Origin of the sequence: Marinobacter sp. MIT932201, assembly GCF_047123295.1 — a bacterium.
Taxonomy (GTDB): Bacteria; Pseudomonadota; Gammaproteobacteria; order Pseudomonadales; family Oleiphilaceae; genus Marinobacter; species Marinobacter salsuginis.
Genome location: NZ_CP138917.1, coordinates 657,969 through 679,672 on the forward strand (window position 1 = coordinate 657,969; position 21,704 = coordinate 679,672).

General features: G+C 58.5%; 17 protein-coding genes and 1 tRNA gene. 3 read left to right on the plus strand and 15 right to left on the minus strand.

Annotation, left to right across the window (positions count from 1 at the left end; genetic code table 11):
* Positions 1-5: 5 nt before the first annotated feature.
* The 7 genes from SIC15_RS02990 to rpsU all read right to left on the minus strand — a co-directional run bounded on the left by SIC15_RS02990 (position 6) and on the right by rpsU (position 11,471).
* The gene (locus SIC15_RS02990) at positions 6-2,300 is read right to left on the minus strand and encodes a molybdopterin oxidoreductase family protein (RefSeq protein ID WP_412537050.1); all 2,295 of its coding nucleotides are present in this window, start codon (positions 2,298-2,300) and stop codon (positions 6-8) included.
* A 158-nt stretch (positions 2,301-2,458) separates the two neighbouring features.
* A complete protein-coding gene (locus SIC15_RS02995) occupies positions 2,459-5,686 on the minus strand; it encodes an Ig-like domain-containing protein (RefSeq protein WP_412537051.1) in 3,228 nt (1,075 codons plus the stop codon).
* Between the two features lie 12 nt (positions 5,687-5,698).
* Entirely contained in the window at positions 5,699-7,036 is a 1,338-nt protein-coding gene (aupA, locus tag SIC15_RS03000; RefSeq protein ID WP_412537052.1) for an alkane uptake protein AupA, read from the minus strand.
* A 205-nt stretch (positions 7,037-7,241) separates the two neighbouring features.
* Positions 7,242-7,318, minus strand: a tRNA-Ile gene (locus SIC15_RS03005).
* Positions 7,319-7,414: 96 nt separating this feature from the next.
* Entirely contained in the window at positions 7,415-9,259 is a 1,845-nt protein-coding gene (rpoD, locus tag SIC15_RS03010) for an RNA polymerase sigma factor RpoD (protein WP_069184791.1), read from the minus strand.
* 119 nt (positions 9,260-9,378) lie between these two features.
* Positions 9,379-11,106, minus strand: coding sequence for a DNA primase (gene dnaG / locus SIC15_RS03015; protein ID WP_412537053.1), 1,728 nt, complete (start codon positions 11,104-11,106; stop codon positions 9,379-9,381).
* A gap of 149 nt (positions 11,107-11,255) precedes the next feature.
* A complete protein-coding gene (gene rpsU / locus SIC15_RS03020) occupies positions 11,256-11,471 on the minus strand; it encodes a 30S ribosomal protein S21 (protein WP_007153483.1) in 216 nt (71 codons plus the stop codon).
* A gap of 238 nt (positions 11,472-11,709) precedes the next feature.
* Between rpsU and tsaD the strand changes: the two genes are divergently transcribed.
* Positions 11,710-12,765 carry a tRNA (adenosine(37)-N6)-threonylcarbamoyltransferase complex transferase subunit TsaD gene (tsaD, locus tag SIC15_RS03025; RefSeq protein ID WP_412537054.1) on the plus strand — a complete coding sequence of 352 codons (1,056 nt, stop codon included), beginning with the start codon at positions 11,710-11,712 and terminating at the stop codon, positions 12,763-12,765.
* Positions 12,766-12,768: 3 nt separating this feature from the next.
* Here the strand turns inward: tsaD and plsY are convergent, their stop codons facing one another.
* Entirely contained in the window at positions 12,769-13,359 is a 591-nt protein-coding gene (gene plsY, locus SIC15_RS03030; protein ID WP_153634891.1) for a glycerol-3-phosphate 1-O-acyltransferase PlsY, read from the minus strand.
* A gap of 140 nt (positions 13,360-13,499) precedes the next feature.
* On the opposite strand from plsY, the gene folB reads away from it, so the two are divergent.
* Complete coding sequence (gene folB, locus SIC15_RS03035) at positions 13,500-13,874, plus strand: dihydroneopterin aldolase (protein ID WP_412537055.1); 375 nt, start codon at positions 13,500-13,502, stop codon at positions 13,872-13,874.
* Entirely contained in the window at positions 13,874-14,398 is a 525-nt protein-coding gene (gene folK / locus SIC15_RS03040) for a 2-amino-4-hydroxy-6-hydroxymethyldihydropteridine diphosphokinase (protein WP_412537056.1), read from the plus strand. The genes folB and folK (SIC15_RS03040) overlap by 1 nt, the downstream gene beginning before the upstream one ends.
* On the opposite strand, the gene pgi is transcribed toward folK (SIC15_RS03040), so the two are convergent.
* From pgi to SIC15_RS03075, 7 genes are all read right to left on the minus strand, one after another.
* Positions 14,381-16,042 (minus strand): glucose-6-phosphate isomerase, encoded by a 1,662-nt coding sequence (pgi, locus tag SIC15_RS03045; RefSeq protein WP_412537057.1) that lies wholly within the window; start codon positions 16,040-16,042, stop codon positions 14,381-14,383. The two genes, folK (SIC15_RS03040) and pgi, sit on opposite strands and share 18 nt — an antisense overlap.
* A gap of 22 nt (positions 16,043-16,064) precedes the next feature.
* Entirely contained in the window at positions 16,065-16,913 is an 849-nt protein-coding gene (panC, locus tag SIC15_RS03050) for a pantoate--beta-alanine ligase (protein ID WP_412537058.1), read from the minus strand.
* Complete coding sequence (gene panB / locus SIC15_RS03055; protein WP_412537059.1) at positions 16,910-17,704, minus strand: 3-methyl-2-oxobutanoate hydroxymethyltransferase; 795 nt, start codon at positions 17,702-17,704, stop codon at positions 16,910-16,912. The genes panC and panB overlap by 4 nt, the downstream gene beginning before the upstream one ends.
* Before the next feature lie 59 nt (positions 17,705-17,763).
* The gene (folK, locus tag SIC15_RS03060; protein ID WP_412537060.1) at positions 17,764-18,261 is read right to left on the minus strand and encodes a 2-amino-4-hydroxy-6-hydroxymethyldihydropteridine diphosphokinase; all 498 of its coding nucleotides are present in this window, start codon (positions 18,259-18,261) and stop codon (positions 17,764-17,766) included.
* A complete protein-coding gene (gene pcnB, locus SIC15_RS03065) occupies positions 18,261-19,625 on the minus strand; it encodes a polynucleotide adenylyltransferase PcnB (protein WP_069184801.1) in 1,365 nt (454 codons plus the stop codon). The genes folK (SIC15_RS03060) and pcnB overlap by 1 nt, the downstream gene beginning before the upstream one ends.
* A complete protein-coding gene (locus SIC15_RS03070; protein WP_412537061.1) occupies positions 19,618-19,878 on the minus strand; it encodes a hypothetical protein in 261 nt (86 codons plus the stop codon). The genes pcnB and SIC15_RS03070 overlap by 8 nt, the downstream gene beginning before the upstream one ends.
* 417 nt (positions 19,879-20,295) lie before the next feature.
* Complete coding sequence (locus tag SIC15_RS03075; protein WP_069184803.1) at positions 20,296-21,699, minus strand: sigma-54-dependent transcriptional regulator; 1,404 nt, start codon at positions 21,697-21,699, stop codon at positions 20,296-20,298.
* Positions 21,700-21,704 lie beyond the last annotated feature (5 nt).

Consider the following 21,704-nt stretch of genomic DNA (forward strand, 5'->3'; position numbering starts at 1 on the left):
TTGAATCAAGCCCGTTTGCGTTGGCGCTCCGGGCGCCAGACTTTGACACTGACGGGTTGCCCATTCAATACGGAAGTACCGGAGAGCGGATCAATATCGCCGTCGCTGAGCACGTCGTTGATGCTGGCGCCAGCGTGGGCTGTAGCCACCGACTGGCCGGTGCCGTCCCGGTCATGGCCCCAGCCATGGGGAATGGACACCACGCCCGGCATGAGATCCTCGGTAATCTCGACCGGTAAAACAATCTGCCCGGATTCGGATGCAATCTCGGCGGAGTCAGCCGCCTGCAAACCCAGGCGACTGGCATCCCTGGGGTGGATCATCAAAGTGCAACGGTCCTTGCCTTTTACCAGCCGCTGACTGTTGTGCATCCACGAGTTGTTGCTTCGGACATGGCGCCGGCCGATCAGTTGTAGGGAATCTCCTCCGGGAGCTGCCAGGGTATCGCGCAGCCTCCCTAGATCGTCAAGGTAGCGCCTGGGGGCAAGGTTGATCTTGCCGTCGCGTGTAAACAGCCGCTCTGGCAGGGATGATCGCAGCGGCCCTAGATCGACCCCATTTGGATTATCCTTCAGGGCGCTCAAGGACAGTCCTTTGGGTAGTTCGTCCCAGTGGCGGTTCAGGGGGCTGAGTTTGGCCAGGCCACGAAGCGGGTTTCGCTTCGGCAGGATGTCAATGGCGAGATCAACTGCGGGCTGCACAAAGCCCCGGGCGCGTCCGGCATCAGCGCCATAGGGACCTGAGCGCAACAGCAGATCAAGAACGGGATCGGGGCCAATCTGTTTGAAAGCGCGCCAGCCCAGCTCCGTGCGCATGGGGAGCTTCCCGCCCTTCTGGAGCTTTTCCAGCCGATGGGCCAGTTCCAGCAAGATCTGCCAGTCATGGCGGGTGTCCGGGCCGGCATCGAACAGTGCTTCGCTGTATTTGGCGAAATTGCGCACCGCAAACATGCTGAAAATCAGGTCGTAGTGGCTGCGTTCCAATGCCGCTGTTGGCGGCAGAATGATATCGGCATGACGGGTAGTTTCGTTCAGGTAATAGTCCACCGATACCATGAAGTCGAGGCCGGCGAGAGCCTCTTCCAGGCGTCGCCCGTTAGGGCTGGAAAGCACCGGGTTGCCGGCAACGGTGACAAAGGCCCGGATCTGCCCTTCACCGGGTGTCAGCATCTCATCGGCCATTGTGCTGGCCGGGTATTCGCCGGCAAACTCAGGCAACCCCTTAACGCGGCTGTAGCGCTTGCCGAAGTGGCCTTTTTGACCGGCCATGGCGCCGAGTTCCACCAGATCGATCGCCGGTTGCGAAAACAGAACTCCGCCCGGCAGATCCAGTTTCCCGGTCAGGATATTAAGGCAGTAGGCCAGCCAGGTAGCCACACCGCCAAACGTCTGGGTGCTGGTGCCCATCCTGGTATACAGGGCTGCCTTCCGGGTATTGGCCAGTTGCCTGGCCAGCGCCCGGATGTCCTCTGCGGAGATGCCGGTGGGCTCGCTGACGGCCTCTGGGGTGAAGCTGAGGGCGGCCAGACGCAGAAGGTCTACGTCCTTCACCAAGCGCTCGGCCGGTCCAGGATCCACCAACCCTTCTTCAAACAATGTGTGCACCATGGCCATCAGCATCAGGGCATCGCTTCCGGGCCGGATGAAATGGAACTCGTCGGCCAGCTTCGCGGTCTCGGTGCGGCGCGGGTCAACCACGATCATCCTGCCACCGCGCTGTTTCAGGGCCTTCAGCCGTCCACGAAAGTCCGGAACGGTCATCAGGCTACCATTGGATGCCATGGGATTGGCGCCAATGCAGATAAACAGATCCGTGTGATCGATATCGGGAATGGGAAACAGAACCTGGTGCCCGAACATCTCCAGGCTGGCCAGCATGTGAGGTAGTTGATCGTTCGAGGTTGCCGAGAACCGGTTCTGGGTTCCGATTGCCCGCAGCAACGGCATGGTGGCAACCAGAGAGCCGTGGTTGTGGACATTCGGGTTGCCCAGATAGACGCCGATGCTGTTGCGACCGTGGTCCTGACGGGTCTGGTGGAGTTTTTCGGCAACCAGATCAAACGCCTCGGCCCATTCCATTTCCTGCCAGCCGCTCTGGGTCTTCCGGACCGGCTTTTTCAAGCGGTCCGGATCCTCGTGCAGGTCTTGCAACGCAACCGCCTTCGGGCAGATATGTCCCCGGCTCAGTGGATCATTTTCATCACCCTTGATGGATGCGATCCGACCGTCCTTCAGTTCGATTGCGACACCGCACATGGCCTCGCAAAGGTGACAGGTACGATAGTGGGTGCCGTTTTCCATGAGGAGGTGCTCCTGGCGGGTTGTTATTGTGTTATCGCGGTTTCAATGTGAAACCAGATTAGCAGCAAATGACTGAGAGGGGGAATGGCCATGGGGTATCCTCCTTTGCAAAAAGGGCCAACCCGAAGGCTGACCCTTTGTGCGGACTCCAGAGCTCTTCAGTGGTCCACCGGTATCTCTTTGACCGGGTTGGAGATGAAGTTGAGGTAGACGCCCTGTTCGGGAATCTGAAGAGGCAGATCAATCGTCACAATTTCACCGCCGGGAACGCCCAGGGCTCGCGCCCGAACGTTGATGTCCACCAGATTGGAGTTGCGTTGCTCAATCTGCATCCGGCCGTCATCGAAAAAGGTGATATTGCCTTCGAGTTCAAGCACAAATTCCCTGCCATAAAGATCGTGACGGCCCCCGAGAGGAATTTCCATGTCCGGTGCATCCAGCATAAGTTCCGCCCGGGTCTTGAATACCGGTTGGCCATTGTCGCCTTCGGTGATCACCCCGGGTATCAGGCTGGAACGGCTGCAGGCTGGGCCCGAACACGCCGGATCGTCCTTGGCGTAGCGCATGCGGAGAACCTGGGTATTGGTAATGGATTCCTCCTGAAGTGGGATAAATCCAAAAACCCTGAGTTCTGTGAACACGCTGATCGAAGTGGTCGCCAATTGCGTGGGATACAGGTTCACCAGAATCCCTTCATCGCCGGTTGGTTCATACACGCCAGGGCCAACCACCTCCGTGTTCAGGGCATAGGTCTGATAGATGAACTTGTCTTTCGGGCAACGCTCGCCGGTTTCGCAGCCGACCCGGGCATCGGCAGTACTGGCGACAATAACAGGCGGAGAAGCGGAGGCCTCGTTATTGCGCACCCTCAGTTTGGTTGAATTGGCTGAAGCGGCCCAACCGTCATTGTCGCTGCCCTCGTGGGCGAAAGGCTCAAGACACTCCGGATTGGTATTTGAGTCGCAATCCACCAGGAAGTTTGCGTTGGTATCGCGAACGGGCAGGTTCCGCAGCGGTGTGAACACGCTGTCCAGCGGCTCTGTTCCAGTGAAATAGATCACCATGTCATCGGGACCGTTGTTGCTGCCGCCGTCATCCAGCCCTTCAAGCAGGTCGGTTTTCAGGGCTAATCCATCGCTGTCGCAAATCGAACCGTAGTTTCCGGCTGTGCAGGTACCGGCGTCTTCGGATGATTTCAGGGTGTAGCGGTAGTGTGCGCCAGGCTCCCAGGGCTGGTCCGGGTAGAAGCGGATCCGCTGAAGGTTTTTCTCAAGCCGACCAGGCACATCGCTTTCCAGGACTGTCACCGAGCCATTCGGTTCCTGACTCACTTTTTCAACCATAAACGTGTCGCCGGGAACAATCGAATCCAGATCCATGGACTTTGAGAAGACCACGGTGATGGGGCGATCTGACGGCATGGTACTGACTGGTAGAATGTCTCCGACACCGCCATCCGAATAGCACTGCCCAAGTACGCCAGCGGAGAGGTCCAGAAGGCTGTGGTCGGTTTCGCATGGGTAGCCCGGATAGGTGGTCAGGGCCAGGGCAGGGCGTCTGGTTACGGAGGAGTCCCCGATGTCTTCCAGTGAAAACTGCAAGGGAGCGGTGGTGGCCGGGTTGCCGGCGAGATCGGTCAAACCATCAACAACGACTTCATAGTCGACTCCATGGCGAAGGCCACCGTCGGGATTGAGGATGATCGCCGTTCCGTCCAGCTTGGTCTCAAGTGCCTCGACGGGAACACCATCAGCGAACAGCGAGACGCCGGAATCAATGGAGTCCTTGGACAGGGGCTCATCAAAGAAGAGAATGACCGGATCCCCCGGCCGCTGCATGGACTGGCGCGTGTCTGGAATGGCATTGTCGGGGCCGGGCATCCAGCTGACCAGGCTCGGTGGCGTGCTGTCCAATTCACGGAGCATTTCTGCATCCAGTACCGAGTCGGCATCGGTCGCCGCCTGCAGGTGGAACGCGATGGTCGAGTCAGTGTACTCCTGCCCCAGAAGATTGGGCTCCACCATGCCGATGGCGTCGATGGTCAGTACACCATCCTGCACCAGGGCAATGCCGCGCAGTTCCACACCCATCAAATCCTGAGACAGCGCCGCATTGGGCTGTGCGTTTTCGGTGTTCATGGAGACATCCATAAACAACGTAATGTGCCTTGGTGCGTTGATGTCGTCGGTATAGGGGTTAGGGCTCAGGTAGCCCGAGGCATCTGAGAGCATGGTGACCTTGATGTTGCCGGTTGTCTGGAGTTGGCCGGTGGCGGCATCCAGAACCGGCACCTCCCCGCCCACTAGAACATCAAGACTGGTGCTGTTCAGCACGCTGCCGCGGGCAATGCGCAACGGCAGTGCTTCATCGGCCCCGAACGCTGGTGCATAGGCCAGCTCCGCAAACAGGTCGCCGGTCTGTTGGGATGGGCCGGCTTCACCTTGCAGTACGGAATTGAGAGTTACGCCGTTGATGACCTGTCCGTTCAGAACTGACCGGGTTGCGTTCTCTTCCACTGCACCTGACGCCAGGCCGGAGTCAACAGCCGATTGCTGCAGCACCACGGTGGGTCCGGTTTCTGTAGGCGTGAATGTAAACTCGTGACTGAACGGATCGGTCTGCGGGGAGTTGAGGCTGGCCAGGTTTTCGAGTTGTAGCGTGTAGGTCTGGTTGGTATCTAGAACATCGTCCTTGCTGCCACATTCCCGGGGATCCTCGACCACGCAGGGATCCACGGTTATCCGGTTGCCTTTTACCCGAACCATCGCCGGGACTTCATCGCCGTTGCCATCGCGAAGCTGGATCGACCCGCCCAGGGCCTCCCACTCTGGGTGGACGGGATGGGTCATGGCCAACCGGAAGGTAGAGAAGATCATGGCCTTGAACGGACCATCATTTGCCGGCACCTGCCAGGCAATACCAAAATCCTCGGCTGAGTTGGTTGTGCTCGCCGGCCCGGAGAAGCCGCCCCGGGTCTCGAACTGGATGCCGGCGTCGCCCACCGCGTTGGGTGTGACTATTTGTCGACCGCCTTCGGCCACCAGGGGCTCGCTAAAGGTCACCGTGTACGCGCCGAGTTGGTCGAGCTCTGAGGTAGGGGACAGCTTCAGGCTCTTGCCCCCGTCCACCCGGCTGATCGAGAAGGGCACAGGTTGGCCCTGGGATTCCACCAGGATCTTTTCTTGCAGGCCCGCATCCTCGTCGGTCAAGGCGTGGCTGAAGCGAAGAACGATGTCTGCCTTCGGGCTGACCCCCGCCTGCCCGTCGGTCGGATAGGAATAGATCACAGAGCCGGGAGAGACTGTCTCTTTCATGGTCTGTTCGTCGCCGCCACAGGCAGCCAGTAACAGGGCGGGAACCAGTGCCAGTGTTTTGTTGTACTTCATGGCGTGCCCTCCTTAAAACTTCAGGGTAATGGAGCCGCTGACAACGTGAACGTCGCCGTCTGCCGTAACCGGTGTTTCGTTGCCATCAAAATCCACCAGCGTAAAATCCCGTTCCTGAAGCTGCTGGTACTGATAACCAATGTCCAGGCGGACGGGGTAGGCCAGCAGACGGGTGCGGTCGTATGTGGCGCTCAGGCCCAGGCCGACGACGATCTTGTCGGTATCGAGATAATTGATCTCCGGATTGCGAGTGGACTTGAGGGGGGATTCCTCGTACGCCACGCCGCCACGGACGGAGAAGTTCTTGTTGAGCGCGTACTCGGCGCCGATTCGGGGAATCAGCACGTCGTCGAACTGAATCCGGCTGCCCGCTGGCACCGACTGCTGGTCCTTGATGGTGTCGGAAGAAAACTCGTTCTCCAACTCTGACCAGTTCTGCTGCTCCACGCTGCCACCGATCCGCCAGTTTTCGCCCCTGAACTGGGCACCAACACCAAAGGTTTCCGGCTGGAAGGAGTCAATGGTAGAGACCGCCAGACTCAGGCCGGGATCCGGTATGGTCTGGGTAACAATAATGTTGGAGTCCACCGATGTAGAAGCAGCTGACTTGGTGCGATAGGTAAATGCGGTTTCCCATCCGTTCAGGAAACAGTCGCTGTCAGGGCAAAGCGTGCTTCCCAGGTCGATGTTGGTGCCCAGGATCGTTTTCAGTGAGGGTTCAGCGTTGACTGCCAGTCGCTCGCGGCTGGTTTCGCCACCAAGGGTCGAGACCGCATCAAGGTTTGCCTGGGCATCCAGGGTAACGCGCACCGAGGCTCCGGCGGAGATGCCGCGCCAGATCGGCGTAGCGCCCCCGATATTCAGGAACAGGGGTTCTTTACCGTACTGCAGGAACTGGCCGTTCTCCGTGGTTTGCGAATCGAAGGCCAGCATTTCCTTGCCGTATTTCTCGACGCCGGCAATAAAGCCCAGATAGATTGGATGCTTGAAGCGAGTCAAAGAACCCAGATTGGTTTTCATGCCAATAAGAACGTGCTGGCTTGGCGAGTTGGCCAGGATATCGCCACTGGCATTCGGGTTGGCAGAACGAAGCTCCTGCTCGGCGTGCAGAATGCCGGCGGTCAGCTCACCACGCTCATCTTTGGTCAAGTAAGCGGGGTTGTAATAGGTGGCGGATACCTGATCGTTAAACATCGACAGGGACTGGGCCGTGGCGACATCCACCGGCATGACACCGTAGGTGGTGCCAAGGTTGCCCATGCTGGCATTAACCGGAAGAGAAAAACCGACAGAGGCGGTGGCGATGGCAAGAGACAGTGCCCTTGACCGGGAAAGGGAGGAAAAAGCCATTGATACACTCCATTACTTCGTTGTTTTTATACTCGTGCCGTGAGGTGTCCTTGCACGGCTGGTATTTTTGTTCAGGAGCTAGTGTATTCGGCTTGTCTTTTGGGGACGTTGGCTTTTTTGACAAAAATTAAGGGCGGGAGAACCATGTATCGATAAACGATTGACACTTCGTATGGATATTCTTTGTCATTGCGGATACAGGAAGTGGTGGGCCCAGCTGGACTCGAACCAGCGACCAAGGGATTATGAGTCCCCTGCTCTAACCAACTGAGCTATAGGCCCGTTCAGCGAATGCTGTTTTGAAAGGTGTTTCCTGGGGGGAAACAAAGCGGGCGCCATTATACCGGTGAGGTAAGGCGCCCGCTACTGTTGTAGTGCTTATCCGTTGCCCTGGTCGTCGATAAAGCCGCGCAGGTGGTCGGAGCGTGACGGGTGACGCAGTTTGCGCAGGGCCTTGGCTTCGATCTGACGGATCCGCTCCCGGGTTACGTCGAACTGTTTGCCGACTTCTTCCAGGGTGTGGTCAGTGTTCATCTCGATACCAAAACGCATCCGCAGTACCTTGGACTCGCGGGCGGTAAGGCCAGCCAGTACCGAGCGCGTGGCTTCGCGCAAGCCTTCGGCGGTGGCAGAATCCACCGGGGAGAGAGCCTGGATATCTTCGATGAAGTCGCCCAGATGGCTGTCTTCGTCGTCGCCGATCGGGGTTTCCATGGAAATAGGCTCTTTGGCGATCTTCAGTACCTTGCGGATCTTGTCCTCGGGCATTTCCATGCGCTCGCCCAGCTCTTCCGGCGTCGGCTCGCGGCCCATCTCCTGCAGCATCTGGCGGGAGATACGGTTGAGCTTGTTGATGGTTTCGATCATGTGCACCGGAATACGGATGGTGCGGGCCTGGTCCGCGATGGAGCGGGTGATAGCCTGACGGATCCACCAGGTCGCGTAGGTCGAGAACTTGTAACCCCGACGGTATTCGAACTTGTCGACAGCCTTCATCAGGCCTATGTTGCCCTCCTGGATCAGGTCCAGGAACTGCAGGCCACGGTTGGTGTACTTCTTGGCGATAGAAATAACCAGACGCAGGTTGGCTTCAACCATTTCTTTCTTGGCACGGCGAGCCTTGGCTTCACCGATGGAGACGCGACGGTTGATTTCCTTGATATCGGCAACGTCCAGATCCACTTCAGTCTGCACGTTCTGGATGCGCTTCTGCAGGCGAACAATCTCGTCAATACGCTCGGCCATCGGCGCTGCGTAAGGCTTCTTGCTCTTGGCGATCTTGTCGGCCCAATCCAGGTTGGTTTCATTGCCCGGGAATGACTTGATGAAGTCCTTGCGGGGCATTTTGCACTCGCGAACACAGATCTGCATGATCGCGCGCTCGTTCTCGCGAACCAGATCATTGGTGGAACGAACCACGTTGACCAGTTCGTCAAATGCCTTGTTGGCGAGCTTGAACGGAGCGAATACCTGGCCCAGCTCGTTCAGGGCTTCCTGGGTTTTCTTGTCGGAACGACCGTGCTTGGCCAAAGCCTTGTTGGCTGCATCCAGCTTTTCGTTGAGCAGTTCGAAACGAAGCCGGGTCTCTTCCGGATCCGGGCCGTTATCGGTTTCTTCTTCCGAGGAGTCGTCGTCATCGTCTGAATCAGAGTCGGAATCATCAGAGCTTTCGGGGGTGGTGTCCTCACCCATGAACGGCTCGGCATCGTCCGGATCCAGGAAGCCGGTTACGATGTCGCTGATACGGCCTTCGTTTTCAAGAATGCGGTCGTAGGCCTGGATAACGGTGCCAGCGGTGCCTGGGAAGTGGGCAACGGCGGCCATCACATCACGAATGCCTTCCTCGATGCGCTTGGCAATGACGATTTCGCCCTCGCGAGTAAGTAGCTCGACGGTGCCCATTTCGCGCATGTACATGCGAACTGGATCCGTAGTGCGGCCGGCGTCGGTTTCAACAGCGGCCAGAGCAGCGGCGGCTTCTGCGGCGGCGGCTTCGTCAGCGGTGGAATCACCCTCGGTCATGAGCAGGGTATCGGCGTCGGGTGTTTCTTCGCACACCTGGATACCCATGTCGTTGATCATGCGGATAATGTCTTCGACCTGATCCGGGTCGGCGATGTCTTCCGGGAGGTGGTCGTTTACCTCGGCGTAAGTCAGGTAACCTTGTTCCTTGCCTCGTGCAATGAGGTCTTTCAAACGTGATTTTTGCGAATTGCCTGACATAGACACCCTGTGAACTCGCTTTTAGACGGAAAAAAGTTAAACAGCCATTATAGCTGTCGCTCGGTTGCTCTGCCACCGAATGGTTAGATGGTGATCAGAGCGTCAAGTTTCAAGTGCTGCTAGTCCCCGGTGCCACCACTCAGGGCTCTCAGCTCCTGTCGTTCCTCGCTCGTGAGGTTGGACAGGTTTCTCAATAGTGTGGCAAGCCTTTGCTGGCGGGCAGCCTCTTCATTCGGGCTCAGCAGCTCTCGGGCGGCGGCCAAGGTGCTTTCCCTTGCCGGAATGTGCTCGATCCCGTCAAACAGGTGGTAAAACCGCGCGCGAGCGGCTGAATCAAGCGCCATCCCGCGCACCAACGTTTTCCGGTCCCGAATGTCGCTTGCCAGAATCCACTCGGCAAAATTCCGGGCCTTATTGAACAGCCGGGAGCTGCGGGCCAATTCGGTCACCTCGGTGGCCAGGTCCGGTGCTTCCAGCAGGGCAAGGCACAGAATGCTGTCCTTGCTGAGCTTTACATCAATCCGATCTTCGGAAACCCGGTCCCGTCGCTCGCCGTTCCACCGGCCTTTCTGTCCCTGCTGGCGGTTCTGCCACTGGTTCCGGCCGCCGCACAGGCGCAGCATTTCGTGCCACATGGCATCCCGGAGGGTGCTTCTGGGCATTTTGTTCAGCAGGGGTTCAACCCTGGCTCGCAGTTCGCCCCGGTGCTCCGGTAGCTGCAGGTCCAGTCCTTCACTCTGCCGGTCGAACAGGTACCGTGACAGAGGTGTTGCGCCTTCAATGCGCTTCTGGAAGGCCTGCGCTCCCTCCTCGCGCACCAGGGTGTCCGGATCCTCGCCCTGAGGCAGCATCAGAAACTGCAGGTGCAGGCCGTCGGCCATCAGTTCCAGCGCGTTTTCCATGGCCTTGTCGGCGGCCCGGAAGCCGGCCTGGTCGCCGTCGAAGCAGAACACTATGTGCCTGACCTGCTTTAACAGTGCCTGCAGACTGTCCTGATTCGTCGCGGTGCCCAGTGTCGCAACTGCATAGTGAATGCCGTGTTGGGCGAGGGCGATCACGTCCATGTAACCCTCAACCACCAGCAGCTTGTCTAACTGCCGGATGGCCTGCTTGGCTTCGAAAAGCCCGTAAATCTCGCGACTCTTGTGGAATACATCTGACTCCGGAGAGTTGATGTATTTTGCCTTGTCGTCACCAAGCGTGCGCCCACCAAAGGCAACGGTTCTGCCGCGGGTGTTACGGATCGGGAACATGACCCGGTTGCGGAACAGATCTCTTGGCCTGCCGTATTTGTCAGACACCGTTCCGGTCTCAATCAGCGGGCCTTGCAGGTCCTTGCTGGCGGCATCAAACAGGGCGGTACCGGTTGAGGGGGCATACCCCACCTGATACTGCTCAATGATGGCGTTATCCAGTCCCCGTTGTTTCAGATAGTCCCGGGCGTAGGCGCCTTGCTGACCCTTGAGCGCCGATTGATAGAAACGGGTGGCAAAGTCCAGCGCGTCGGTTAAAGTCCGCGCCTGCTGCATTTCCTGCTTTGCCGCCCGGTCATAGGGGACTTCAAGCCCCACTCGTTTGGCCAGCTCCTCAACCGCTTCGGTAAATCCCAGGCCTTCAAACTCCCTGACGAAGCTGATGGCATCGCCGTGGGCGCCGCATCCGAAACAATGGTAAAAGCCTTTGTCTGGCCGGACGTTGAACGAGGGCGTTTTCTCGTCGTGGAACGGGCAGCAGGCCTTGTAGTTGGCCCCGGCTTTCTTGAGCGTAATGCGGGAACCGATCAGCTCCGCCAGATCGATACGATCCAGCAGGTTTTCAACAAACTGTTGAGGGATCAGTCCGCTCATGGGGGCTCCACATCAGGCCGTCATCGGAGTTGGCCAATAGCCAAAAATGCCGCCGAAGCCAGGCCTCGGCGGCATTTTTGAGTCGCTCTGTGCAGCCTGCGGCTGGACAGGCAATCAGTGCTTTGCAGTCAAGCGGCGTCAGGTAAAACTCAGTACAGACGCTCGAACTTGCGCTGTTCCCGCTGAAGCTTCTTGAGATGACGCTTAACGGCAGCGGCTGCTTTGCGCTTACGAACAGCGGTCGGCTTCTCGTAGTGCTCGCGACGACGTACTTCAGAAAGTACACCCGCTTTTTCGCAGGAACGCTTGAAGCGACGCAGTGCTACGTCAAACGGCTCATTCTCTTTCACTTTAACAGCTGGCATTCGGAAATCACCTACCTGATAGATTCGGTTTCAATTTTGTCCGTCTGGCGTGGCCAGATCGGTTCTCGATCCCTGGTCAGATTGGCTAAAACTCGACCAGTGCATATTTTAGGGCGGCAATGATAGCGCCTGCGTTATAGCAAGGTCAATGTTTGTTCGATGAATCTGCCAGTGGGTTTCGGGTTTCTGCTAAAATGCGCGTCGTTTTCATTTCTGCCAACCAACATGGCCCGACATTATGCTGATTCTAGGTATCGAAACGTCCTGTGATGAGACCGGCGTGGCGCTGTATGACACCGAAGCGGGATTGCTGGGACATGCCCTGTTCAGTCAGATCGACATGCACGCCGATTACGGGGGGGTCGTGCCTGAGCTGGCGTCCCGGGATCACGTTCGAAAGCTGCTGCCCCTGTGCGACCAGGTACTTTCAGATGCGGGCAAACGTCGGTCAAATATAGAGGGTATTGCCTACACTGCAGGCCCTGGGTTGGTGGGCGCCCTGATGGTGGGCGGCTCGGTGGCCCATGCCCTGGGTTTTGCCCTGGGTGTTCCTGTTCTGGGCGTGCACCACATGGAAGGGCACCTGCTGGCGCCCATGTTGGAAGACAACCCGCCCGGATTTCCGTTCGTCGCATTGCTGGTCTCGGGTGGTCACACCCAACTGGTCAGGGTTGATGGCATTGGTGAGTACGAGATGCTGGGCGAATCGGTGGACGATGCTGCCGGTGAAGCCTTTGACAAGACCGCCAAGATGCTTGGCCTGGATTATCCGGGTGGTCCCCGGGTGGCGGCGCTCGCGGAAAAGGGAACAGAAGGCCGTTTCCGGTTCCCCAGGCCAATGACCGACCGGCCCGGGTTGGATTTCAGCTTCAGCGGGCTGAAAACCTTCACCCTCAACACCGTCAATGCTGCACGGGGGGCAGGCGGGCTGGATGAGCAGACCCGGGCGGATATCGCCCTGGCGTTTGAAGCTGCTGTGGTTGATACACTGACTATCAAGTGCCGTCGGGCCCTGGAGCAGACAGGTTGCAAGCGTCTGGTCATTGCCGGGGGTGTCAGTGCCAACAAACGCCTTCGGGCGGGCCTGGAGAAAATGACCGCCAAGCTAAAGGCCCACGTGTTCTATGCCCGGCCGGAATTCTGCACGGATAACGGTGCAATGATCGCCTACGCTGGCGCCCAGCGCATGAGGGCTGGCCAGCAGGATGGTGAGCGGATTGTGGCTGTGCCCCGATGGCCAATGAGCACGCTGCCACCGATCAACGAACCGCGATCCAGCGGTCTGGTGGACTGATCGCTAGAGCCCGGCTTCGCGTCCCTGGGCCAGCCGGATCAGATTGTTCCGATGGCGAACCACAATCAGCAGGGCGAGCAGCCCGAACAGGGGCAGGGTTTCCGGTTCAAGGAAGGCGCTGATCAACGGGCCACTGATAATCGCCACCAGGGAGGCGAGAGCTGAGATGCGCCAGCGCCAGATCACCAGCATCCAGATAGCGGCCATCATCAACGTTGTAACCGGAGCGAGGGCAAGGCCGGCTCCGAGTGCGGTTGCAACCCCTTTTCCACCCTTGAAACGATAGAACATCGGGATCATGTGGCCGGTGACGGCGCAAAGGGCAACGACGGCCTGAACCATTACCGAAAGGCCGGCGGCATGAGCCAGCCATACGGGCAGCCAGCCTTTGGCCGCATCCAGTGCCAGAGTCAGCAGTGCTGGCGGCCAACCGCCTGTGCGGTAGACGTTGGTGGCACCGGGGTTGCCGGAGCCCTGGGCCCGCGGGTCTGGCAGTTTCCAGAGTTGACATACCGGCAGCGCAAACAGCACCGAGCCTGCCACATACGCGGCGGCGCAGAGTAAAACCGTTAACACCGGGTCACTGAGAAGCATGCTGTGGGCTCGGAAGCAAAGACGACTATGGCCAATATGTGCGAAAATGCCCGCCCTGAAAACGCAGGTGGGCTTGATCACAGTATCCCCTGGCTGTGCGTTATTCAATCACCAAAGAGTGGAAGAACCCGGGAGCACCCTTGGCAGACACCGTATTGATCGAAGGCCTGGTTGTGGAGACTGTGGTCGGAGTTTACGACTGGGAGCGGGAAGTCACCCAGAGCCTGGTGATTGATCTGGAAATGGCCTGGGATAACCGGGTACCGGGCAAGACCGACGATGTTGCTGACGCCCTGGATTACGCGGCTGTGAGTACCCGGGTCGAGTCCTGCCTGCAGGCGCTCAGGCCGAAACTGCTTGAGTATGGGGCGGAAGTTCTGGCCAAAACCCTGCAGGATGAATTCGATATAAGCTGGCTGCGACTGGCTATCCGCAAGCCTGGCGCCGTTCCCGCAGCAAAGGCGGTGGGCGTGCGGATCGAACGGGGAGAGAAAACTGAGACAGGAGCACGTTAATGGCAGCGGCCGCCCGGGTATACATCAGCATTGGCAGCAATGTGGACAGGGAGCGCTACGTCACTGCGGCACTTGATGCCCTGTCTGGGTGGTTTGGCGAGCTGATTATCTCCCCGGTCTACGACAGCGAGGCTGTCGGATTTGACGGGTCTCCGTTCTTGAACCTCGTGGTGGGTGTAGAGACGTCCTTGTCGGTTGCCGAGCTGTCACAGCGTTTTAAACGGTTGGAAGCCGACAACGGCCGGCGGCGGGATGTCCCGAAATTCAGCGCGCGGACCCTTGATCTGGATATTCTCACCTATGGTAACGCGGTCGGTCGGATAGACGGCGTCGAGCTGCCCAGAGGGGAAATCCTGAAAAACGCTTTCGTGCTGCGGCCGCTCGCCGACATCGCGCCGAAGGAGGTGCATCCGGTGTGCGGTAAATCCTACGGGGAGTTGTGGCGGGAATACAGCACCGGCCAGCGGCTCTGGCCGGTGGATTTCAACTGGCAAGGCCGGCAGATCTCAAGCGCTGCCGGCTGAGCGGAACCGTTCAATAAGGTGATCGGTCGAGCTGTCGCTGCCCTGGTTGCCTCCTTCATCCCCAAGCAGTCGCGGCAAAATACCCTTGCCCAGTTGTTTGCCGAGTTCCACGCCCCACTGGTCGAATGAATCCACATCCCAGATTACCCCCTGAACAAAGGTGCGGTGTTCGTAGAGCGCGATCAGGGCACCCACGGTCTCCGGGGTAACCTTTTCCATGGTCAGGGTATTGCTCGGCTTATTGCCGGGGATGACCTTGTGGGGTGCGAGCTGGTCGATTTCGGTTTCGTCCCGTCCTTCGGCTTTCAGCTCTGCTCTGGCTTCTTCCAGTGATTTTCCGGCCATCATGGCCCGGGACTGGCTCAGGCAGTTGGCAAACAGGTCTGCGTGATGGGTGGCCACTGGATTGTGGGTTTTCAGGGGGATGATGAAATCCGCCGGAATCAGTCGGGTGCCCTGGTGGATCAGCTGATGATAGGCGTGTTGGCCATTGGCGCCGACCCCACCCCAGATGACCGGTCCGGATTGCCATGTCAGAGCTGTGCCGGCCTGGGTCACGCTCTTGCCGTTGCTTTCCATGTCCAGCTGCTGGAGGTGGTCCGGCAGGCTGCGAAGGTAATGATCGTAGGGCAGGATTGCGTGGGTTTCGGCACCCCAGAAGTTGTTGTACCAGACGCCAAGCATGGCCATGACGACAGGCATATTTTCTGCCAGTGGCGCTTCACGAAAGTGCTGGTCCATGGCATGGGCGCCGGCCAGAAGAGCCCGGAAGTTGGCCATGCCAACGCTGAAGGCTATGGGAAGTCCGATGGCAGACCAGAGCGAGTAACGCCCGCCCACCCAGTCCCACATCGGGAAGACGTTGTCCGGATCAATGCCGAAGTCCTGGGCCGCCGGTACATTGGCGGTCACTGCCATGAAGTGCCGCGAGACAGCCTGCTCATCACCGCAGCGGTCCAGAAACCACTGTCGCGCCACCTTGCTGTTTTCCAGGGTTTCCTGTGTACGGAAGGACTTCGACTGGATCAGGAAAAGGGTGGTTTCCGGGTTTACCTGGCGAAGCGTCTCACAAATCTCTGTGCCGTCGATGTTGGCCACGTAATGGCAGCGGATACCGGCCCGGGCGTAGGGCTGAAGGGCTTCGCCCACCAGCTTCGGGCCCAGATAGGAGCCGCCGATACCGATGCTGACCACATCGGTGAAAGGCTTGCCGGTGTATCCGGTGCGACGTTGGTGCAGAACGTCGTTTACCAGTGTTTCCATGCGATCGAGAGTGCTCTGTACCACGGCGACCACGTCCTCGCCGTCAACCGTGATGGCCTCATTTCCCGGATGGCGCAGGGCGGTATGCAGGGCAGGGCGATCCTCGGTAATGTTGACCCGCTCCCCCCGCAACAGGGCCTCCCGCCTGGCTTCCAGGTTGCAGCTGCTGGCCAGAGCCAGCAGTGCCTCCAGCACCTCATCCGTAAGCCGATTCTTGGAAAAATCCAGTGACAGACCTGCGCCCTCGATAAAGTAGCGCTTTGCCCGCCCCGGATCTTTTTCGAACAGATCCTTCATCAAAACGCCTTCCAGGCGTTCCCTGTGCTCCTTCAGTGTCTGCCATTCGGGTTTCGAGGTCAGTACTGCAGGATGTGCGGGCATCAGAGGTTCCTTTTCTGTTGGCTTATCGGGTGAGGGACAGGTTGTCGATCAAGCGGGTTTTGCCCAGGAAGGCTGCTGCCAGAATGGTAATCTCCCTGTCCTCCGGTGTGGCCGGTTTAAGGGTCTGGCTGTTGACGATGTTGAAGTAGTCCGGCCTGAGACCAGCATCCCCGAGACTCTGCTCAGCTTCGCTTTCCAGTGCCTGGAAATCTGTACGACCTTCGTTGATCTTGGTCGCTGTGGCCTGCAGGGTCTGGTGGACCGCTGGCGCAATCTGCCGCTCCTGGGGTGTCAGGTAACCATTGCGTGAGCTTTTGGCCAGCCCATCGTCCTCTCTCACCGTGGGGGCGCCCACCACGTCCACCGGAATCATCAGGTCTCGGACCATTTTCCGGATCACAGCGAGTTGCTGGAAATCCTTCTCGCCAAATACGGCAAAGTCTGGCTGAACCATGTTGAACAGCATGGTAACCACCGTGGCTACGCCCTCAAAGTGACCTGGCCGGCTGGCACCGCAGTGGCCATCGCTGACATCAGGCACAATAACCTGGGTCTGCTTTGCCAAGCCTTCCGGGTAGATTTCTTCGGCGGCCGGCGCGAATACCAGGGTGTTTCCGGCGGAAGCAAGCTTTTCCTGGTCTTCGGCCAGTGTTCTCGGGTAGGTATCCAGGTCCTCGCCGGCTCCGAACTGCATAGGGTTCACGAAGATGCTGGTTACCACCACATCCGCCATTTCAGCCGCCTTGCGAACCAGTGAAATATGACCTTCGTGCAGGTTGCCCATGGTGGGTACCAGGCCGATGGTTTTGCCCTGCTGCCGGTAGCCGCGAAGGATGGTTCTCAATTCTTTCAGGGAATGTACGGTTCTCATGCCTTGAACGTGTGCTCCTCAGCAGGGAATGTGCGCTCGCCCACGGCTTTCACGTAGGCCTGCAGGGCTTCCTGTATTGAATCTGTCTCTGCCAGGAAGTTCTTCACGAACCGCGGCTTGCGGCCAGTGGTAATGCCCAGCATGTCGTGCAGGACAAGAATCTGGCCGTCAGTGTCCGGGCCTGCGCCTATTCCAATGACCGGTGCTTTGACGGCCTGGGCGATTCGCGCCGCCAGAGGCGCGGGGACGCATTCCAGAAGGATGACATCGGCGCCGGCTGCCTCCAGTTCGCAGGCATGCTCGATCATCATTTCGGCCGCCTTTTCGTCGCGGCCCTGCACCTTGTAGCCGCCAAATTTATTGACGAACTGCGGCGTCAGGCCAAGATGCGCGCACACGGGGACGGCCCGTTCGGTCAGGGCGGTAATGGTCTCTTTCATCCAGTCCGTGCCCTCAAGTTTTACCATGTGGGCGCCTGCCCGCATCAGTTCGGCGGCATTTTCCAGGGCAGATTCAACGGTGCCGTAACTCATAAAGGGCATATCTGCCATGATCAGGGACCCGCGGTTGCCTTTGGCCACGCAGCTGACGTGATACACCATTTGATCCATGGTGACCGGCAGAGTGCTGTCGTGTCCCTGGAGTACCATACCCAGGGAATCGCCAATCAGGATGACGTGAACGCCCGCTTCGCTGACCACCTGGGAGAAGGTGGCGTCGTAGGAGGTAAGGGCAGCGAAGGCTTCGCCCTTCTGCTTGAACTCACGCAGGGTATTGATGGTAACAGCCATAGAATCCTTGCCTTTTGGGTGGATGGGCCTGGGCGTGCCGGGGTATCGGCGTTGAAGTGTTAAGGGTAATCCGCCGGCGGAAGCTTGCGCAAGCCGTTGTCGGGGCATTGGCTGCGCAGCGCGGAAATGGCGGTGCCATCCGGCAGAGCGAGGTTGGCCTTCAGGTCCAGTAGGGGTTGGAGTACAAAGTCCCGGTTCCGCAACTCTCGATGAGGGATGGTGAGGCGATCATCGTCGAGTACCTGGTTGCCGAACAGCAGTATGTCCAGATCGAGCGTGCGGGGTCCCCAGTGCCGGAGCCGCTCCCGGCCGTGCTGTTGTTCGACGTTTTGCAGCTCGTCAAGCAACTGGTGTGGCGCCAGGGATGTCCTCAACCACGCGGCCCCATTAACAAAGTCGGGCTGGTCCTGGGGCCCCACCGGGCGGCTGGCATAAAAGGGCGATTGGGCCACCAGAACTGTCTCTGGAAGGCTGGCCAGGGCAGAGACTGCCCGGGCCAGTTGGGCTGCAGGGTCTTTCAGATTGCTGCCAAGACCGATAAAGACGTCTGTCATCATTACTGGGCGGGGCGTTTGACCGGCTTGCGGCGACGCCGACGCTTTTTGGGCGCATCGCTGCTTAATTGTGACAGCATCCGTTCCTGGCCACGTTCGTCTTCTTGCTGGAACTCGGTCCACCATTGGCCCAGTCCCGGTTCAATCTCGCCCGACGCCTCTCGAACCAGCAGGAAATCGTAAGCCGCGCGAAACCGCGGGTGGCTCATGGTGGCAAAAGCCCGCTTGCCCTGGCGGCGGGGCAGGCGCATCTGGAGTTCCCAGATTTCCTTCATGGGGCCGGAGAAGCGCTTGGGAATCGATGTCGCCTGAACCTGGCGGCCAATCACCTTGCCAATGGCACCGTGCAGGGCGGGCTGGACCGGGTCACCGTTATCCTGCCTGCGGTGCCATTCTGCTTGCAGCGCCGGCCAGAGCATGGCGGCAAACAGGAAGTAGGGTGTGACCGACTTGCCCTGGGCAATCCGGGCATCGGTGTTTCTCAGGGCCTGGCGAATAAGCTCATCCGGCTCTCCGGCCTGAATGGCTCTGACCGTCTCCGGAAACAGGGGCTCCAGCAGGTTGTAACGGGTCAGTAGATCGTAAGTGGCTTCACCATGGCCTGCGGAGAACAGTTTGAGTACTTCATCAAACAGGCGCGCGGGCGGGATATGGGTTAACAGAGGGGCTAACTCACCGATTGGCGCTTCGGTTTCCGGTTCAATATCGAAGCCCAGTTTGGCGGCAAAGCGAATAGCACGAAGCATACGCACCGGGTCCTCCCGGTAGCGGGTTTCCGGGTCGCCAATCAGGCGCAGTTGCCGGTTGCGCAGATCTTCGATGCCGTTGGCAAAGTCGATAACGGTGAAGTCGCGGATGCAGTAGTACAGGGCATTGACGGTAAAGTCGCGCCGCAGGGCATCCTCTTCCTGGTTGCCGTAGACATTGTCGCGCAGCAGCAGACCGTGTTCATTGGTCCTGCGATCGTCATCATCTGTGTCGGTATCCGCTTCCGTGGCGTTGCCCCGGAAGGTCGTTACCTCAATTACCTCGCGGCCAAACACCACGTGGACAATCCGGAACCGGCGTCCGATCAGCCGGGAATTGCGGAACAGGTCGTGAACTTCCTCCGGCGTGGCATTGGTGGCAATGTCGAAATCCTTGGGCTTTCCACCCAGCAGGATATCCCTGACGCCGCCGCCTACAAGGTAGGCTTCATAGCCCGATTTGTTCAGACGATGCAGGACTTTCTTTGCAGGCTCGCTGATCACCGAGCGTGAGACATTGTGTTGGTCCCGGGGAATTTCCCGTCGCTGGTAGGTGCGGGCTTTCTTCTTTCCGTTGCCGGGCATAAAGGAACGGAGTTTTTCGACGAGTCGTTTAGGCATTGAAATCCGTGGTTGCGATGAGCAAAAACCGAGAGTTTAACGGTTTGAGCAGGATTTGCACACGTTTGCCGTGGATTACCGTTCCGGGGCCCAGAAAATCAAAAGGCGGATCCGATTTCACGAATCCGCCCTCAAAGCGTTGACGATCTGCATTGTTTTTGTTTTTGCCGGGATTTTTCTTGGTTTTTGTACCCCACTGCATATCCCCATTGAGGGGCATCTCAGCAGCGCAAACGGAAAGCTTTGAATACACAGAGCGGTCAGAGACATCGGGCGGGTCTGGGGTAGCTGCAGCGTCACCTCAAAGGCGATTCTTCTCTACATCTACAACTCGCACGTGCCGTGGGACCACTAAAAAGCAAAGTACCCAAAACACTCAGTTCGCTCACGTTCTGTTGTTGTTTTTGTTACCGAACGTTTCCCGCAGCTTTTTGTTCTTGTTGTTGGCGCTGCTTTGTCACTCTTGTTTTTGTTGTTGTGCGCCGAATAGATTGCAGTCCGTGTGCCAGTTTTTGAATGTTCTTTATTAACAGTGCCTTACGATTTTGTAGGCCATAAGTGTTACCCCGTATTCAACCTAAGTGTTACCCAGATCACGTTACTTTAGTGGGGAGTGTTACCGACAGGAACATGGGGTAACAACTGAGTGCCGGTTCACACTTTGGCGAGCTCAGTTGCCCGAGGATTTTTTCCGGGGGATGCCGAGCCGCTGCCGACGTTCCCAGAGGGATTTTCGGCTGATGCCCAATTTTTGAGCCAGCTCTGTCTCGCTCATGCGATCCTGGTTCTCCAGGACAAAATGCTGGAAGTAGTCTTCCAAAGAGAGATCGTTGGAGGAATCCACCTCGCGGGTGTGAGTCTGCTCGTTGTTGCCTTCCACGAGGGTCTCAGGGATGTATTCGTCGTTGCCTTCGCTATCAAGGTCCAGCAATGACGGCGTTATCACATCCCCGTCGCAGAGGATGGTGGCGCGCTCAATGGCGTTTTCCAGCTCCCGTACGTTACCCGGCCAGCGATGGCGTTCCAGGGCGCGCATGGCCTCGGGGCTGAGGTTGAGATCGGGTTTGCCCATTCTCTCCCCCTGGCGTTTGAGGAAGCGGCGAGCCAGTCCCAGAATATCGCTCTGGCGCTCGCGTAAAGGCGGTATCCGGATCTGCATAACATTCAACCGGTAATACAGGTCTTCCCGGAATTCCCCGGTTCGGGTCATGGCCTTCAGGTTGCGATGGGTGGCCGCAATCATTCGCACATTTACGGTGCGGCTCTGGGTTGAACCCACTTTCCGGATCTCGCTCTCCTGCAGCACGCGAAGCAGGCGGGCCTGGGCTTCAGCCGGCAGTTCGCCGATCTCGTCCAGAAACAGGCTACCGCCATCAGCCGCCTCAATCAGACCCGTTCTTGCCGAAACCGCACCGGTGAAGGCGCCTTTCTCATGGCCGAACAGTTCCGATTCAATCAGGCTTTCCGGGATGGCCGCGCAGTTTACCGAAATCAGCGGTTTCGCGGCGCGGGGGCTCAGCAGGTGCAGGGCGCGCGCGGCCAACTCTTTGCCGGTACCGGATTCGCCCTGGATCAGTACGGTGGTTTCTGTCGGAGCCACCTTCCGGATCAGGGTAAATACCCTCTGCATAGGCTCGCACTGGCCGAACATGATATTGGCCGGATCGCTACTCTCGGGCGTTTCCGAGGGTGCCGCCGAGTCATCACCCGCATTGCGGGCAGAGGGCTGGCGGGCCAGGATATTCTCCACCGCAGCAAGCATTTCATCATGGTCGAACGGTTTTGCGATGTACTCAACGGCCCCCATTTTCATGGAATCCACGGCTGACCGGAGGCTGGCATAGCTGGTCATGATCAGCACCGGTGTATTGGGTGCGCGGTTGATCAGTTCCGTGCCTGCTGCTCCTGGCAAGCGCAGATCCGATATGATCAGGTCAAACTGATCCGGCTCGTGGTGCTGTTCGGCTTCCTCCACGGAAGCCGCATCGGCGACTTCATAGCCGGCATGCAGCAGCAGCTTGCGAACTGCCGAGCGAATAATGTCTTCGTCTTCCACGATCAGAATGCGAGGCATAGGAG